We start from the raw sequence: 15811 nt of genomic DNA on the forward strand, positions 1-15811 counted from the left end.
AGCAAGCTTGGCCTGCACTCGCAGCGCAGCGATTGGAGCGGGTAAGGGGAATCGAACCCCTCTAGCCAGCTTGGAAGGCTGGAGCATTACCACTATGCTATACCCGCTCAGGATGCTTCTCGCATCGGGCGCAGGCCCTTTGCCACGCTTGCCGGTCCCGCGTCAACGGTTCTGCTCAACCGCCATGTTGTCGATGAGCCGCGTGCCTCCGATCCGCGCAGCGACCAGCAGACGAGCGGGCGAGCCGGCCAGCCTTTCGAGCGGCGCGAGCGACCCAGCATCGGCGAGGACCGCATAATCGACCTGCGAAAACCCCGCACCGAGCAGCGCATCTTCGAGCGCGGCGAGCGTCGGTGCGGTGTCCTGACCATCTTCGATCCGGGCGATCGCTTCCTGCATCTCGCGCGGCAAGGTCGCCGCGGCGGCCCGGTGCTCCTGCGACAGATAGCGGTTGCGGCTCGACATCGCGAGACCATCGGCCTCTCGCACGGTGGGCACTCCGATAATCGAATGAACGTGCGGCATGGTGAGATCGAGATCGCGCGCCATCGCGCGAATCACGGCAAGCTGCTGAAAATCCTTCTCGCCGAAGAATGCATGGCTTGGGCGGACCTGATTGAAAAGCTTGCAAACGACTGTCGCTACCCCGTCGAAATGCCCTGGCCGTGAAGCGCCGCAAAGCCCTTCGCTCACCCCGCTCACCGAGATATTGGTGACGAAGCCATCCGGGTACATCACCTCGACCCCGGGCGCCCAGAGCAGCGCGCACCCCTCACGCTGCAACATCGCCGCATCTTCTACCAGCTGGCGCGGATAGGCGTCGAGATCCTCGTTCGGGCCGAACTGTGTGGGATTGACGAAGATCGAAGCGATCACATGATCGCAGGTCTCGCGCGCCCGGCGCAACAGCGTCAGATGCCCTTCGTGCAAAGCGCCCATCGTCGGCACGAGGGCGATGCTCTCCCCGCCCGGCCGAAGCTTTTCGACCTGCGTTCTCAACACATCGAGCGTCTTTGCAATTTGCACCCGTTCGTCTCCCCGGATAAGTTGTGAAGGTCACACTAGACGGTCGCAGTCCACTCTCAAGCCTTGGTCGCTCCGGGCGTTTGGCAAATGGAAGTCCGCACTGTCTTCGCCTCTTGCAGGATGCCTTGTACCTCGATGAACGACCCAACTTTCCCGACCCCGGCAGCAGCCCCGCCCAAAACCGCGCACAGGATCGTGTTCGCGAACGAGAAGGGCGGGACGGGCAAATCCACCACGGCCGTGCACATCGCGGTTGCGCTGTCCTATCTCGGCGCGCGGGTGATGGCGCTGGATCTCGATGCTCGGCAGCGTACCACGCATCGCTATATCGAAAACCGGCTGAGCACGCTGGAAAAGCGCCGCATCACCCTTCCGACGCCGGGCTGCGAAGTGTTTCGCGGGCGTGGACCCGAAGCGCTGCTGGTCACGATCGACCGGCTGGAGAAGCTGTGCGATTTTCTCATCATCGACAATCCGGGGCGCGATGATCCGATCGCACGCACCGCAGCGGAGAACGCCGACACGCTGGTGACGCCGATGAATGACAGCTTCGTCGATTTCGACCTTATCGGCCAGGTCGATGCCGAAACTTTCAAGGTAAAGAAGCTGTCGTTTTTTGCCGAGCTCATCTGGGAAGCGCGGATGAAGCGCAGCCGCGCGACTATCGATGGCAGGCGGCCCGAAATGGACTGGATCGTCGTGCGCAACCGCACCGGTCATGTCGAGGCGCGCAATATGGCGCGTATCGAACAGGCGCTGACCGAGATGTCCAAACGCGTCGGCTTCCGGGTCGCGCACGGCCTTTCCGAACGGGTTATCTACCGCGAACTGTTTCCCTCCGGCCTCACGCTGCTGGACAAGGGGCACCTCGGCGAGCTCGGCACCAGCCACCTGATCGCGCGGCAGGAGCTACGCGCGTTGCTCAAGGCGCTGAATTTGCCCGAATTCACTCGCGATCAGCCGCGTTTGGAGCTAGCGTAAATCCATGCTTCGGATCGCTGTAATCCTGATCATCCTGACCATCCTTTTCAGATGGGCTTTCGGTAAGTGGCCGTGGCAGACGCTCAGCACCAAACCGAGCAGGCAGCAGGAAATCCGGCGCGCGCGCACCTTGCTGAAAATCGAGGCTGGGGCGAGCCGCGAAGAAATCCTTGCGGCGCACAAGCGGCTGATGGCGACGGTGCATCCGGACAAAGGCGGCAGCAACGGGCAGGTGCACGACGCCAACGATGCGCGCGACCTGCTGCTTTCCGAATTGCCCGAGCGCGATGCAGAGATCGGCCGCGACGAGCACTCTTAAGAGTTACGCTATTGCAAGAATCGCACATTTACGGTGCATTTGCGGCTATCGCTTTCTGAAGAATTTACAGGACGTCCCTTCCCATGAAGCACACATTCGATCCGACCGTCCTTCGCGAATACGACATTCGCGGCATTATCGGTGAGACGCTCGGTCCGGACGATGCACGCGCGATCGGGCGCAGTTTCGGGACGCTCCTGATCCGCGCCAGCGGTGAAGGACCGGCGAGCCCCACTATCGCTGTCGGTTATGATGGCCGGGTAAGTTCGCCGATGCTCGAACATGCATTGGTCGAAGGGCTGACCGCGAGTGGTTGCAATGTCCGGCGCATCGGCATGGGTGCGACCCCGATGCTGTATTATGCGGAAGCCTCAAGCGAAGAGGTGCATGGCGGCATTCAGATAACTGGCAGCCACAATCCCCCCAATTATAACGGCTTCAAAATGGTATTTCAGGGGCGTCCGTTCTTCGGCGCCGACATCCAGGAGCTCGGGAAACTCGCCGCTGCCGGGGATTGGACCGACGGCGCCGGAGAGGTCGAGACCGTCCAAATCATGGATGAATATGTCGACCGGATGCTCGAAGGTCTGAGCGGTATCGATGTCGAGGCCCTCTCCGGCATCAAGGTCGGATGGGACGCCGGAAACGGCGCCGCCGGGCCCGCTCTCGAAGCTCTCGCTGCCAAACTTCCTGGCGAGCATCATTTGCTGTTCACTGATGTCGATGGACATTTTCCCAATCACCATCCCGATCCGACTGTCGAAGCCAATCTGGCCGATCTTCGCGCCTTGGTCGCGGAGAAGAAGCTCGATTTCGGAGTGGCTTTCGATGGAGATGGCGACCGGATCGGCGCGATCGATGGCGAGGGCCGGGTGATCTGGGGCGACCAGCTGCTGATGATTTATGCCGAAGATGTGCTCAAAACCCACAAAGGCGCGACCGTTATCGCCGACGTGAAGGCAAGTAGGGCGCTGTTCGATAATGTCGCTGCGCATGGCGGCAAACCCCTCATGTGGAAGACCGGACACTCGCTGATTAAGTCCAAAATGAAGGAAACTGGTTCCCCGCTGGCAGGCGAAATGAGCGGTCACGTGTTTTTTGCGGACACCTATTACGGATTTGACGACGCGCTTTATGCGGGCATTCGGCTGCTCGCCGCCTCGGCGCGGCTGGGCAAATCGGTGACCGAGCTGAAATCGGCGATGCCCGACATGCTGAACACGCCGGAAATGCGCTTTCAGGTGGACGAGGCCCGCAAATTCCCCGCCATCGCAGAGGTGACCGAGCGTCTGACGACCGATCCGGGTCCGCAGGTCGAAGAGGTCAATGCAACCGACGGCGTTCGCGTGAATACGAAAGACGGCTGGTGGCTGCTGCGCGCATCGAATACGCAGGACGTGCTGGTCGCGCGCGCGGAAAGCGACAGCGAGGACGGGCTTGAACGGCTTATCGCCCAGATAGACGAACAGCTTTCACTGTCTGGCCTCGAACGCGGCGAGAGCGTGGGGCATTGAGCCGGTAGACTTTAAAGGAATCGAATTCATGAAACGTGCTTTTTTCTGCGCAGGCTCGGCGCTTGCTCTGGTGTTCACCGCAACCTCGACCAGTGCTCAGGATGCGTCTGAAGACAACACGGCGAGCGAACTCAATGAGTTCGAGCAGGCAATGGCTGCCGCCGGCACCATGTTCGCTGTTGAGCCGCTCAGCGCAGAGCAGGAGGGACGTTTGCCCCAAGCCTCACGTATTGTCGCGCTGATGATTCCAGAGGGAACGCTAGCCGAAATGATGGGCAGCACCTTCGACCAGATCATGGGGCCGATGATTCAGGTGGGCGTCAGTGCGGCCAAAACTGCCGTTCCCGAAATTTCCGGCCTTGCAGATGACCTGACCGATGAGGAATCGGAAGAAATCGCTGGGATTTTCGATCCCGCGTGGAAGGAGCGGCAGGACGCGCAAATGGCCATCCTACCCGCGATGATGACTGAAATGATGACATTGATGGAGCCGTCCATGCGCACGGCAATGTCGGAGCTCTACGCGATCAACTTCAGCCAGACCGAGCTGAACGAAATCGAAGCGTTCTTCCAAACTGACGCTGGAGCGAGCTTCGCCCGCAAGAGCTTTACGATGTCAAGCGACCCGCGCATTATCGCCGCATCCATGGAGATGATGCCCGCGATGATGGGCTTGATCAGCGACATGGAAGAGCGAAGGAAAGCGGTCGGGGCCGATCTTCCGGCCAAGCGAGGCTTCTATGAGCTGTCTTCCGCGGAGCAGGCGCGCGTTGCCGAGTTGCTGGGTGTCACCACTGAAGAGATCGAGGCCGAACTGGCAAACGCGGACTTCGAATAACTCTGGCAGCGCTTGCGGGAGGCAAGCATAGCCGCCACATCAGGGAGCGTGACGCAGCCGAAGCTTCCTCCCGAAATTCAGCAATGGTTCGACGCGCGCGGATGGCGTGTGCGTCGACACCAGCTCGATATGCTGTCCAAAGCTCGCGAGGGGCGGCACGCCCTGCTCGTTGCCGATACCGGTGCAGGCAAAACCCTTGCGGGTTTCTTGCCGACGCTGTGCGATTTCGCGCTGTCTTCGAGCGAACCTCACCCCGAGGGTCTGCACACGCTCTACGTCTCGCCGCTCAAGGCGCTTGCGCACGATGTGAAGCGCAACCTTCTGACGCCGATCGAGGAAATTGGTCTGCCGATCACGGTCGAGACACGCAGCGGCGATACCTCATCGGATCGCAAGAAACGCCAGCGCGAAAAGCCGCCTAATGTCCTGCTGACCACCCCGGAGAGCCTGTCGCTCCTGCTCTCCTATCCCGAGAGCCTGGATCTGTTCGCGAGCCTGAAGCGGGTGGTGATCGATGAGGTTCACGCCTTTGCCACCGGAAAGCGCGGGGACCTGCTTGCGCTCGCGCTGTCCCGGCTTGAACGGCTTGCGCCCGATATTCAGCGCGTCGCACTGTCTGCAACGCTTGCGAGCCCGCTGAGCTTTCAGGAATGGCTCGCCCCCCAGCCTGTCGACGGCACCGGAGAGATTCACGCCGCCGACCTCGTGCTAGGCGAACCAGGCGCGGAGCCGGATGTCGAGATCCTCCTGCCGATCGAAGAGCGCGTACCGTGGGGCGGCCATGCCGGGCGATGGGCGGTTGGCCAGCTGTACGAAGCGATCAAGGCGAACCGGACGACATTGGTCTTCACCAACACGCGCTTTCTTGCTGAATTCATCTTCCAATGCCTGTGGGAGGAGAACGAAGACCACCTGCCGATCGGCGTTCATCACGGCAGCCTTTCCAAGGAGGCGCGGCGCAAGGTCGAAGACGCCATGGCGGCAGGTGAATTGCGTGCGCTCGTGTGCACTGCCAGCCTCGACCTTGGCGTCGATTGGGGCGATATTGATCTCGTCGTGCAGATGGGCGCGCCCAAGGGTTCTTCGCGGTTGTTGCAGCGGATCGGGCGGGCGGGCCACCGGCTCGACACTCGCAGCCGCGCGGTGCTGGTGCCCGGCAACCGTTTCGAATTTCTCGAAGCGATGGCGGCGAAAGACGCGGTCGATGAAGGCCAGCGCGACGGCGAGGATTTTCGCGCAGGCGGGCTCGATGTCCTCGCGCAGCACGTGATGGCATGCGCCTGCGCGGCGCCCTTTCACGAAGACGACTTGCTGGCCGAGATCAGGTCGTCGGTTGCCTATGTGTGGCTGGATAAGGAGGTCTTTCAACGCGTCCTCGGCTTCGTCGAAAATGGCGGCTACGCGCTGCGGGCCTATGACAAGTTCAAGCGGATCGTGCGATCGAAAGACGGCGTCTGGCGGCTCGCCCATCCCAACCAGGCCCAGCGCCACCGCATGAATGCCGGGATCATCGTCGACAGCGAGATGCTGACCGTGCGGTTCAAGAACGGGCGCAAGCTGGGCAAGGTCGAGGAGCGCTTCGCGGCCCAGCTTTCGGCGGGCGACACCTTCTTCTTTTCAGGCATGAGTCTTGAGGTCGAAAGCGTGAAGGACATGGATGTAATCGTGCGCGCGGCGAAGAAATCTGCGGCGATCCCCTCCTATGGCGGCCTTCGCCTGCCGCTCACCACGCATCTCGCGACGCGGGTGCAGGAAATGCTGAACGACCGCGCGGGCTGGGGCCGCTTCCCCGACGACGTGCGCGAATGGCTGGAGGTGCAGGACTATCGCAGCCAGCTACCGGCACCGGGCGAGCTGCTGGTCGAAAGCTTCCTCCACGGCGGCAAGCATTACACCGTATATTACACGTTTGAAGGCTGGAACGCGAACCAGAGCCTTGGCATGCTGATCACTCGGCGGATGGATGATCGCGGCTTGATGCCGGGCGGCTTCGTCGCGAACGATTATTGCCTCGCCGTGTGGGGATTGAAACCGGTCGAAGACCCGAAGCCGCTGCTGTCGCCCGACATCCTCACCCACGAATTCACCGACTGGGTCACCGAAAGCCACTTGCTGCGCCGCGCCTTCCGCGAGGTTGCCGTAATCAGCGGGCTGATCGAGCGGCAACATCCGGGTAAGCGCAAGACGGGCAAGCAGGTCACCTTCTCAACCGACCTGATCTATGACGTTCTGAAGAAATACGAGCCCGACCACATCCTGCTCGAAGCAGCCTGGGCCGATGCACGGGCGCGGATGACCGATGTCGGCAGGCTCGCCAATCTGCTCGAGAGGTCGCAGCACGAACTGGTCCACGTCGAACTCGAGCGCGTTTCTCCGCTTGCGGTGCCGGTGATGACGATGATCGGCCGCGAAGCCGTCCCTCAAGGTGCAGTCGATGACGAATTGCTGATCGAGGCAGAGACCCTTGTCGGAGAAGCAATGCGCATCGGGCCAGAAGACATGCCCGCAGAAGAAGCTGGCTGACTTGGGAATTATGCTGCGCGTTTAGAGTGCGAGGGCAGGAATTACCTTTCCCAGAAACCGGGAGCGCAAAGAAAAGGGGCGGTCCCAGCCGGGCCGCCACATATTCTTGCAAGCCTGTCAGCGCTTACTGCTGGCCGCCAGCTCCCGGGCCGCCGGTTCCGAAGCTCCGGTACTTCTCGTTGCCGACGAAGCCGAACTTGGTAACGCCGGATGCCTTGATGATCTGCAGCACCTTGGCCGACAGATCGTAGCTGGCGAGCGCTTCCGGTTCGAACTGCAGCTCAGGCTCGGTCGCCATCGTTGTCGTATCCCGCAGCAAGGTCACGAGCGTGCCCTGTGTGATGGTTTCGCCATTCCACAGGATCTGGTCGTTCGCCGAAAGAACCAGCTTGTTCTTGATGGGATCGATATCCGGTGGCGGATTGTTCGCATTGTCCTGCGGCAAATCGATATCGACCGAGTGCGTCGCGACCGGAATGGTGATGATGAACATGATGAGCAGCACGAGCAAGACGTCGATCAGCGGCGTCATGTTCATGTCGAGCATCGGCTCACCGTCGAGCTGGCCTCCTGACATACCCATGGTTGTTACTCCTTAACTCTCTATCCCGCTCTCGCCGGATGAATTTTGCAATCAGATGCCAGGTTCGACCGGGTTCGAAATGAAGCCGACGATCGGATATCCGGCAGCCTGCACGTTGTAGATCGCGCCTGCCACGCAGCGCCACGGTGCGTTGGTATCACCGCGGATATGAACCTGCGGGATACGCTCAGGGTCTTCCATGATCGCCTCGGGTCCGCCCGCAGCCTGCACAATGTTATCGAGACGCGTGAACGCGCGGTCGTACAATTCTTCAGATGTCACCGGAGTGATGTTGTTGAAGTAGACCCGGCATTCACCGCCGCGCGATGCGCCTTCGAAGCCCGGCTCACCAGCGCTGCGGCCAGCGGCGTCGGTCGTGCTGACCGTAAGCAGGAGGTTTTCGACCTTGTTCTTCGATTCCACCGATTCGAAGACCGGAATTTCGAGTTTCTCGATCGTCTGAATCGCGACCGGGACCGCGATAAGGAAGATGATCAGAAGCACGAGCATCACATCCACCAATGGGGTGGTGTTGATGTCGGACATCGGGGTCTCCCCGCCTCCCATCGAAATCGCCATTGCCTATTTCCTATCCCTTAAAATTTCAGTCGTCGTGTGGACCGGGCGGAAGCGAAGGTTCGCCTCGCTCCCGCCGCTCATCCGGAATTTACGACTTGGTCGGCGGGGTGCGGACACCGCCCGAGGTGGTTGCAGGCTTCGGAGCCACTTTCGGCTTGCTTGCAGCGCTGGCAGCGACGGTCGGCTTAACCGCGCCGTTCGAACCGATGTAAGCGACGATGTCGTTCGAGAAGTCGGTCATCAGCGCGTTGATGCGGCGATTGCGCGACTGCAGCCAGTTAAAGGCAAGCACGGCAGGCACAGCCACGAGCAGACCGATTGCGGTCATGATGAGTGCTTCACCAACAGGCCCTGCGACCTTGTCGATAGACGCCGAACCTTCAATGCCGATGTTGATCAGAGCGCGGTAAATACCGATCACCGTACCGAGCAGACCGATGAACGGCGCGGTAGCGCCGACCGATGCGAGGAACGACAGACCGCCCGAAAGCGACTGGTTGATGGTGTCCTGCGAGTGCGCGAGTTCTTCTTCGACGAAGTGGATCTCGTTGCCGGCACCTTCCATCTTGGAGTGGTGCTCCTGAGCGGTAACCGCGTCATCGGCGAGCTGACGCCATGCGCTGTTCTTTTCGAGCTTGGTTGCGCCTTCTTTCAGCGAAGGAGCGCGCCAGTACGAGCTTTTGACGGCCTTGTACTGCTTCATCACCTTGTTCTGTTCGAACAGCTTGGTGAACAGGATGTAGAACGATCCGACCGACATGATGACCATCACGCCGAGGATCGACCAGGCGACAGGGCCGCCTTCTTCCATGGCCTTCCAGAAACCGAATTCGTTTACCGGCGCATCGGTGGCTGCGGCCGTAAGAGTGTAAAGGTTCATTGCGAGTATTCCTCTTGAAAATTTCGTCTCATTCCATGTGCCTTCTTGATTTGGGCACACCCGAAAAGCGTCATCAGTTCAAACGATAAGTAATCCGCGTCGAATAGCTGCCGGTCGTAGGATCGCCAGCGTCGTTGAGAGCTGGATTGAACCGGGCATAACGTTCCATCCCGCGGCAGGCTGCATCGTCAAGGATGCTCGAGCCGCTGGAAGAGGTTACAGAACAGCCGGTCGCACGCCCATCAGCGGTCACGGTGACGCGAACGCCAACCGTGCCTTCGATCTCTTCGCGCAGTGCACGCGAGGGATAGTTTTCCTGAATACGGGCTGCCCAGCGACGCTCTCCGCGGGTCGTGGGACCACGCGCCAGAGACGGCGGCGGCGGCGCCGGAGGCGCAACCGGTGCGGGCGGCGGAATAAGCAGGGCAGGCGGTGCGGGCGGCGGAATTTCAGACTGGGTCTGAATCTGCGGCGGAGCCGGTGCGATGCTAATCGGAGGCGGAGGTGCCACAGGTGGCGGTGGTGCCGTCACTTCCTCAGGCGGGGGTGGCGGTTCGTCCGGCTCTTCAGGGGGTGGGGGCTCCTCAATGTCGACCGTGGTAACGCGCTCTACGACCTCTTTAACGGCCGAAATGGCCAGGCCGGAAATGAGCAGATACCCGATCAGCACATGGATCACCGCCACGATGACAATGGAAACAACCTTGTTCCCACTCATTTGTTGGTCAGCGTAGGCCATCCAGTCGCTTTCTCTCCATCACTCAGGCCGGCAGACATACCGGCGCAATTCTCACGTCAGGCCCGAATCAGATGCTTCCGAATCGGACCGCGAAGACGCGAATCCCAGAATATTTAACCTCACCGGAACGTCGCTGGTTCCCAATCATTGGCCAGTCTCCGCCCTGCGAGACGCCCACATATAGCATATGAACGGCGTATCTGCTCGCATGGACGATGTCCCCGATTGCCGTGCGAGCGGGGAAGGCTTTAACGGTCAACCCCTAGGCAATCAAACGCTTTATCGGTTGAGGGCCGATTCACGGCGCTTCCCCTCCGATGCCAAAGTGTGCGAATAATGCCGCTGGGCTCGCGTAGGATTTCTGGACCATGACCATCATTAACCGAAATTTAAGGACTGAATTCAAGGGGCTAGGCGCGCTTGCCGCCGCCGCGCTGTTTGCGTTGGGCGGCGGCGGCACGGTTGCCGCGCAAGATCGAGCGGCCTCGGCGGCCAGCCTTGCCGAAATGGCGACCTATGCCGACCTGGTCGATCTGGCCGAACGCAGCGACCTTGTAATCCGCGCAGAGATTCGCCGGCAGAGCGAAGTCAGCCGCGAACGCGCACCGGGCCTGGAGCCTGGATATACGCGCTTGTATATAGAGGCGGAAACACTCGCGCTGATCGCTGGCGACACCGCCATCGGCGAATCGCTGGTCTACCTCGTCGATGTCCCGCTCAACGAAAGGGGCAAGGCGCCCAAGCTCAAGAAACGGGAAGTCATCCTCTTTGCCGACGCGCTGCCGGGCCGCCCGGCGACCAAGCGTGGCCGCGAAATCCAGCTCACCGCCGAGAATGCGCAGCTTGATTATTCGCCCGCCTTCGAAGCGAAGCTGAGGCCCGTCCTTGCTTCCTTGGCCCGGGCGGGCAAGCCTCCCCGGATCGAGGGTATCGCAGATGCGTTGGCGGTGCAGGGCACGTTGTCGGGAGAATCGGAGACGCAGATTTTCCTCGATACGCAGGACAATTCGCCGGTTTCGCTGACGGTGCTGCGCCGTCCGGGACAGAACCCGGTTTGGGGCGTGTCATGGGGCGAGATCATCGATTCCGCCGCGCGTTCGCCTGATCCGCAGACGCTGCGCTGGTATCGCCTCGCCTGCTCGCTTCCAGCGGAGCTTCCGAGCAGCGCTAACCTCGCCCGCGATCCCGCAGCGCGCAGACTGGCGGCGGAGGATTATGCTTTCGTGATTGACGAACTCGGCAAGTGCGATCGCGCGATCACCGGATGACCGCCTGAGCAGGCGGTGCCCGGATTGGGCGCTCCGGCTTGACCGTATGCCCACTTGGTTTAAGCGCGATCTATTGCATTGCAGCATCGGAGCGCTTTCTTGTCTGACACGAACTCCTCATCGCCATTACGCATAGCGATCGCCGGTCTCGGCACGGTCGGTGCAGGGGTCATCCGGCTGCTGGGCACAAACCGCGATCTCATCGCGGCGCGCGCCGGGCGCGAGATCGAGGTTGTGGCGGTGAGCGCGCGCGATCGCACGCTCGATCGCGGCGTCGACATCTCTGGATATGCCTGGGAAGACGACATGACCGCGCTCGCCGAGCGTGAAGATGTCGACGTACTGGTGGAGCTGGTCGGAGGCTCCGACGGGCCGGCGCTTGCGGCATCGCGCTCCGCGCTCAAAGCGGGCAAAGGTCTTGTCACCGCCAACAAGGCGATGATCGCGCATCATGGACTCGATCTGGCAGAGCTTGCCGAAACCGCCAACGTCCCGCTGAAATTCGAAGCTGCCGTCGCAGGCGGCATTCCGGTGGTCAAAGGGCTGCGCGAGGGCACATCGGCCAATGCGCTCACCAATGTCTACGGTATCCTAAACGGCACCTGCAATTACATCCTGTCCGAGATGGAAGAGACTGGGGCGGACTTCGCCGAAACGCTCGCCGAAGCACAGAAGCTGGGATATGCCGAGGCCGATCCGACCTTCGACATCGAAGGCGTGGATGCAGCGCACAAGCTGGCCATCCTCGCCGCCATCGGGTTCGGCGCGCGGGTCGATTTCGCTGCCGTCCACACCACCGGCATCGTGCAGGTGCGCGCTGCCGACATTGCGCAGGCCGACGCGCTCGGCTTCGTCATTCGACTGATCGCACAGGCCGACGTCGAGGGGGACGGCGACAATGCCCGGCTGCTTCAGCGCGTCCGCCCGTGCCTCGTCACGAAAGAGCACCCGCTGGCCCCGGTCGATGGCCCGACCAACGCGGTCGTCGCCGAAGGGAATTTCTCGGGCAGACTGCTGTTCCAGGGCGCAGGAGCGGGCGACGGCCCGACCGCGAGCGCTGTGGTCGCGGATCTGATCGATATCTGCCGCAGCGAAATCGGCGCACCGTTCTCGATGCCGGTCGGCCAGCTTGCCGCGCTGCCGCCAGCCGAGCCGGGGCACCGGATGGAGCGGACCTATATCCGTTTCACCGTCAATGACCGGCCGGGCGTGCTTGCGGAAATCACCGCTGCCATGCGCGATGCGGACGTATCTATCGAAAGCCTGATCCAGCAGGGCCGCGCGAATTATGGCGAGGAAGTGCTCGTGGCGATGGTGACGCATGAAGGGCCCGAACGGTGCGTTCGCAAGGCGCTCGACCTGCTCGAAGGATCCGACAGCCTGACCGGCGATCCGCTCGTCATGCCGATCTTGCCGAACTGACCTATTCGTCTTCCGTCCGGCTGCGAGCCGGCGGAAGGCCAAGTGCCTTGCGCGCCCGGTTCACATCATCCTCGTTCAGCCCGTCGGCATCTTCCAGAGGCGGGAGGCCCCGCGCGATCCGGTCCGCATCCGAGCCTTCCGGGGCATCGGGCAGTGCTTCAACATCTATGATGAGAGCGGGGTCTTTCGGGCATGACGGGATCAGGCAGAGGCCGCCAACCGTCGGCGCGCCGCGAAATATGCCTGCGCCCGCCACGTCGGGGGCGAGGATGTCTCCTGCAAAGGCCGTCTCCTCGGCGTAGCGCCGCTGCGCTTCGGCGCGGCTCCCGCTGTAGTAATTGCCCGGATCATCGCCGATCTGCCGGCAAACGATAATTTCGCCGGTAACCGTCGCGGCATCCACATCCTCTTCGCACTCACGGATATCGGCCTCGCTCGGCGGGCGCGCTTCCGGTGGAGGCGCTAGGATATCGATCCGAACAGTGTCCCGCGCCTCGTTCTCGGGCTCGTCATCCTCCTGCGCGAGCGCTCCGGCGGCGTTGAGCCCGGTGAGCCCGGCCAGCAAAACGCCAGCGAACCGAAGGCGTCTTGCGCGGATCATTCGGGCTGGCTGTCTGTCGGCGGTGCCTCGAGTCCGAGCTTGCGCCGACGTTCGGCTATTTCCTCGGGCGTCGGTTCGGGATCTTCGCCAAGCGGCGGCAATCCGCGCGCAATCCTGTCAGCATCCGATCCCTCGGGCGCTTCGGGCAAGGCTTCGACATCGATCAGAAGCGCCGGCGGCGGCACCGATCCAAATCCGATGGCATTGCCGTGATTGGCGATGCCGAACGTGTTGGGCGTGCTGATACCCTGTGTCCGCTCGGCATAGCGGCGCTCCCAATCTTCCTTGTTCCACGAACCATCGCTTGCTTCGCCGAGCTGACGGCAGACGACGATTTCGCCCGCAATGCGCCCGGCATCGGCCTCTTCTTCGCAGTCTTCTTCGAGTAGCTGGTCCGATTCCTCGCGCGGAACGGTGACCGAAAGGTCCAGCCGCTGAGGGCGACGCCGCGGTGCGACCTGCGCTTCGTCGGCTTCTGTGGATTCTTCTGCCGCGGGCGTCACGCCGCCGTCATCCTGGGCCGATAGCGCAGCGGGCATAGCAAGCGATGCGGCGAGGATCACAGGCAGTGCAGAAAAGCGCAAAACGGGCTCAGCATTGCTCGACAAGCCCGTCTCCTTCGGCTTAAGCGATTGGTAGGTCACCGTGCACGTTCGGCTGCGCGATGGAAAGAGGACAGGGACTGAATTTGTCATGAACACCCCCGATAAGACAGACGTTCTCGCTGATAAAGAACCAAAATCCGGGAGCGCGCTGGACCGTGTGCTGGTGCTCGAAATGGTGCGCGTGACGGAGGCGGCCGCGGTGGCTGCAGCGCAGCTGGTGGGCCGCGGAGATGAGAAGGCAGCCGATGCTGCTGCTGTCGAGGCAATGCGCCGCGCTTTTGATACGCTCTACATGGATGGCACCGTGGTCATCGGAGAGGGTGAGCGCGACGAAGCGCCGATGCTTTATATAGGGGAGAAGGTCGGCGGCGCGCCGGGCAAGGGACCGAAGATCGACATCGCGCTTGATCCGCTGGAAGGCACGACGATCACGGCCAAGGCCGGGCCAAACGCGCTTGCCGTTCTGGCCGCAGCCGAAGAAGGCTGCCTGCTCAACGCGCCCGACGTTTACATGGACAAGCTGGCCGTCGGGCCCGGTTATCCCGAAGGCGTTATCGACCTTGCCAAAAGCCCGAGCGAGAATGTGAAATCGGTCGCAGCGGCAAAGGGTGTGGAGCCCTCGCAGATCATCGTGTGCGTGCTCGACCGGCCGCGCCATGCCGATCTGATCGCCGAGCTGCGCTCCCTCGGATGCGGCGTCGTGCTGATCGGCGATGGCGATGTGGCGGGCGTGATCGCCGTGACGGACGAGGACACCACGATCGACATGTATATGGGGCAGGGCGGCGCACCCGAAGGCGTGCTTGCCGCGGCTGCCCTGCGCTGCGTCGGCGGTCAATTCAATGGCCGGCTGGTGTTCCGCAACGACGATGAGCGCGCGCGGGCGGGCAAGTGGGGCATCGACGATCTCGACCGCATCTACAAACTAGAAGATCTCGCCAAGGGCGACTGTATCTTCGCCGCGACCGGCGTTACGGCGGGATCGCTGCTCGATGGTGTAAAAAAGCGCCGCAAGCATACCGGCGAAACGATCATGAGCACCGACAGCGTCGTGATGCGCGCATCAAGCGGCACGGTGCGCTGGGTTCGCGGGGAGCACCGTATAGCTTCGTAGCGCAGCCACGCGCTGCAATATTGCCGATCAGCGCCGGTTCATCATATTGAGTGTGATGTGCAGTTTCCGCTGTGCTTTGCGCTCATGTAAGGGAACCCCGCGTGCTCCGCCCGATCTCGGCACTCCTGCTGTTATGCTCCACCGCTGCGCTTGCCGCGCAGGGCGGGGAGACGGAGCAAGATGCGCCGCAGCAGATCACCTTGGACCGGGCGGCTGATGCGGCCTTGCGGTCTGTCCGCCCGACACTGCCTGAATGCGCCGCCGGATGCCTGACCCCGCACGAAGCCGTCGCGCTCGCCTATGCGGCAGGCGAAAACGCCCCGCGCCCAGGGCGCTTCCTGCTCGACATTCGCGGCGGCGGGCGCAGTCTTACCGGAGAGCTGACCGACCTCTTCTTCGTCAACTCGCAGGCTGGATATGCGCAGCTCGGCACGCTCACCATCGCGTTCGAGCCCGATGCGCTCTGGGCTCTGTTGAGGCGGGCGCGTACGTGCGCGGGCAGCCTTGAGAACGGCGTGATCGAAGTGCGCGGCTGCCACGCGGATGCGAATTTCGACCTCAATATGTTCACGATGATGCAGCGGCTGGGCAATCGGCGGGTGGTGGTCGATGGCGAAGTGCAGCTGCAATGGATCGATGCGCGCACCGGCAGGCCCAGCCCGGTCGCCAACAAGCGCGGCGAGAATGAGCTCGGATACTACCAGACCTGGGTCCGCGTGACCGATGCCGATCAGGTCATTTTCGTTTACGAGGAATAAGTGCTGCATACCGGCCAGCGCGAGCCACCCAGCTGACGACAAGCGCGGCGCATCTGTTGCA

The 15811-nt window shown here is 62.1% G+C and carries 16 protein-coding genes and 1 tRNA gene; 9 read left to right on the forward strand and 8 right to left on the reverse strand.

Translation table 11 applies throughout. The annotated features are described in order from the left end of the window. Positions 1–33: 33 nt before the first annotated feature. Both IB285_RS13950 and panC read right to left on the reverse strand, forming a co-directional pair. Positions 34–107: transfer RNA gene (locus tag IB285_RS13950), tRNA-Gly, on the reverse strand. Positions 108–162: 55 nt separating this feature from the next. Further along, on the reverse strand, positions 163–1026 hold the full coding sequence (gene panC, locus IB285_RS13955; RefSeq protein WP_190788727.1) for a pantoate--beta-alanine ligase: 864 nt from the start codon (positions 1024–1026) through the stop codon (positions 163–165). Between the two features lie 135 nt (positions 1027–1161). Between panC and IB285_RS13960 the strand changes: the two genes are divergently transcribed. From IB285_RS13960 to IB285_RS13980, 5 genes are all read left to right on the forward strand, one after another. Then, positions 1162–2007, forward strand: a complete 846-nt coding sequence (locus IB285_RS13960) for a division plane positioning ATPase MipZ (protein WP_190788728.1) — start codon at positions 1162–1164, stop codon at positions 2005–2007. Between the two features lie 4 nt (positions 2008–2011). Continuing rightward, entirely contained in the window at positions 2012–2326 is a 315-nt protein-coding gene (locus IB285_RS13965) for a J domain-containing protein (RefSeq protein ID WP_190788729.1), read from the forward strand. A gap of 83 nt (positions 2327–2409) precedes the next feature. Further along, positions 2410–3840, forward strand: a complete 1431-nt coding sequence (pgmG, locus tag IB285_RS13970) for a phosphoglucomutase/phosphomannomutase PgmG (protein ID WP_190788730.1) — start codon at positions 2410–2412, stop codon at positions 3838–3840. 28 nt (positions 3841–3868) lie between these two features. Beyond that, entirely contained in the window at positions 3869–4678 is an 810-nt protein-coding gene (locus IB285_RS13975; RefSeq protein ID WP_190788731.1) for a DUF2059 domain-containing protein, read from the forward strand. 48 nt (positions 4679–4726) lie between these two features. Beyond that, entirely contained in the window at positions 4727–7201 is a 2475-nt protein-coding gene (locus IB285_RS13980) for a ligase-associated DNA damage response DEXH box helicase (RefSeq protein ID WP_190788732.1), read from the forward strand. Positions 7202–7325: 124 nt separating this feature from the next. On the opposite strand, the gene IB285_RS13985 is transcribed toward IB285_RS13980, so the two are convergent. From IB285_RS13985 to IB285_RS14000, 4 genes are all read right to left on the reverse strand, one after another. Next, a complete protein-coding gene (locus tag IB285_RS13985) occupies positions 7326–7784 on the reverse strand; it encodes an ExbD/TolR family protein (RefSeq protein WP_190788733.1) in 459 nt (152 codons plus the stop codon). A gap of 51 nt (positions 7785–7835) precedes the next feature. Beyond that, complete coding sequence (locus tag IB285_RS13990; protein ID WP_190788734.1) at positions 7836–8363, reverse strand: ExbD/TolR family protein; 528 nt, start codon at positions 8361–8363, stop codon at positions 7836–7838. An 88-nt stretch (positions 8364–8451) separates the two neighbouring features. Further along, on the reverse strand, positions 8452–9243 hold the full coding sequence (locus tag IB285_RS13995; protein ID WP_190788735.1) for a MotA/TolQ/ExbB proton channel family protein: 792 nt from the start codon (positions 9241–9243) through the stop codon (positions 8452–8454). 73 nt (positions 9244–9316) lie between these two features. Further along, entirely contained in the window at positions 9317–9961 is a 645-nt protein-coding gene (locus tag IB285_RS14000; RefSeq protein WP_234033207.1) for an energy transducer TonB, read from the reverse strand. Between the two features lie 389 nt (positions 9962–10350). Here IB285_RS14000 and IB285_RS14005 point away from each other — a divergent pair, with 389 nt between their 5' ends. Both IB285_RS14005 and IB285_RS14010 read left to right on the forward strand, forming a co-directional pair. Continuing rightward, complete coding sequence (locus IB285_RS14005; RefSeq protein ID WP_234033215.1) at positions 10351–11250, forward strand: hypothetical protein; 900 nt, start codon at positions 10351–10353, stop codon at positions 11248–11250. Positions 11251–11349: 99 nt separating this feature from the next. Continuing rightward, entirely contained in the window at positions 11350–12672 is a 1323-nt protein-coding gene (locus IB285_RS14010; RefSeq protein ID WP_190788737.1) for a homoserine dehydrogenase, read from the forward strand. Position 12673: 1 nt separating this feature from the next. Here IB285_RS14010 and IB285_RS14015 read toward each other — a convergent pair whose 3' ends face one another. Beyond that, positions 12674–13273 carry a hypothetical protein gene (locus IB285_RS14015; protein ID WP_190788738.1) on the reverse strand — a complete coding sequence of 200 codons (600 nt, stop codon included), beginning with the start codon at positions 13271–13273 and terminating at the stop codon, positions 12674–12676. Beyond that, positions 13270–13881, reverse strand: a complete 612-nt coding sequence (locus IB285_RS14020; protein WP_190788739.1) for a hypothetical protein — start codon at positions 13879–13881, stop codon at positions 13270–13272. The genes IB285_RS14015 and IB285_RS14020 overlap by 4 nt, the downstream gene beginning before the upstream one ends. Before the next feature lie 85 nt (positions 13882–13966). Between IB285_RS14020 and glpX the strand changes: the two genes are divergently transcribed. Both glpX and IB285_RS14030 read left to right on the forward strand, forming a co-directional pair. After that, positions 13967–14992 (forward strand): class II fructose-bisphosphatase, encoded by a 1026-nt coding sequence (gene glpX, locus IB285_RS14025; RefSeq protein ID WP_190788740.1) that lies wholly within the window; start codon positions 13967–13969, stop codon positions 14990–14992. A gap of 101 nt (positions 14993–15093) precedes the next feature. Beyond that, positions 15094–15750 (forward strand): hypothetical protein, encoded by a 657-nt coding sequence (locus tag IB285_RS14030; protein ID WP_190788741.1) that lies wholly within the window; start codon positions 15094–15096, stop codon positions 15748–15750. The last annotated feature ends 61 nt before the right edge of the window (positions 15751–15811 follow it).

Origin of the sequence: Erythrobacter rubeus (assembly GCF_014705715.1) — a bacterium.
In the GTDB taxonomy this organism is placed as follows: domain Bacteria; phylum Pseudomonadota; class Alphaproteobacteria; order Sphingomonadales; family Sphingomonadaceae; genus Erythrobacter; species Erythrobacter rubeus.

Excerpts from the sequence above, each read along its gene's own strand:
- IB285_RS14015 (WP_190788738.1), bottom strand. The coding sequence starts at position 13,273 with ATGATCCGCGCAAGACGCCTTCGGTTCGCTGGCGTTTTGCTGGCCGGG.
- IB285_RS13995 (WP_190788735.1), bottom strand. The coding sequence starts at position 9,243 with ATGAACCTTTACACTCTTACGGCCGCAGCCACCGATGCGCCGGTAAAC.
- glpX (WP_190788740.1), top strand. The coding sequence starts at position 13,967 with ATGAACACCCCCGATAAGACAGACGTTCTCGCTGATAAAGAACCAAAA.
- IB285_RS13960 (WP_190788728.1), top strand. The coding sequence starts at position 1,162 with ATGAACGACCCAACTTTCCCGACCCCGGCAGCAGCCCCGCCCAAAACC.
- IB285_RS13990 (WP_190788734.1), bottom strand. The coding sequence starts at position 8,363 with ATGGCGATTTCGATGGGAGGCGGGGAGACCCCGATGTCCGACATCAAC.
- IB285_RS13965 (WP_190788729.1), top strand. The coding sequence starts at position 2,012 with ATGCTTCGGATCGCTGTAATCCTGATCATCCTGACCATCCTTTTCAGA.
- IB285_RS13975 (WP_190788731.1), top strand. The coding sequence starts at position 3,869 with ATGAAACGTGCTTTTTTCTGCGCAGGCTCGGCGCTTGCTCTGGTGTTC.
- pgmG (WP_190788730.1), top strand. The coding sequence starts at position 2,410 with ATGAAGCACACATTCGATCCGACCGTCCTTCGCGAATACGACATTCGC.
- IB285_RS13985 (WP_190788733.1), bottom strand. The coding sequence starts at position 7,784 with ATGGGTATGTCAGGAGGCCAGCTCGACGGTGAGCCGATGCTCGACATG.
- IB285_RS14000 (WP_234033207.1), bottom strand. The coding sequence starts at position 9,961 with ATGAGTGGGAACAAGGTTGTTTCCATTGTCATCGTGGCGGTGATCCAT.
- IB285_RS14005 (WP_234033215.1), top strand. The coding sequence starts at position 10,351 with ATGACCATCATTAACCGAAATTTAAGGACTGAATTCAAGGGGCTAGGC.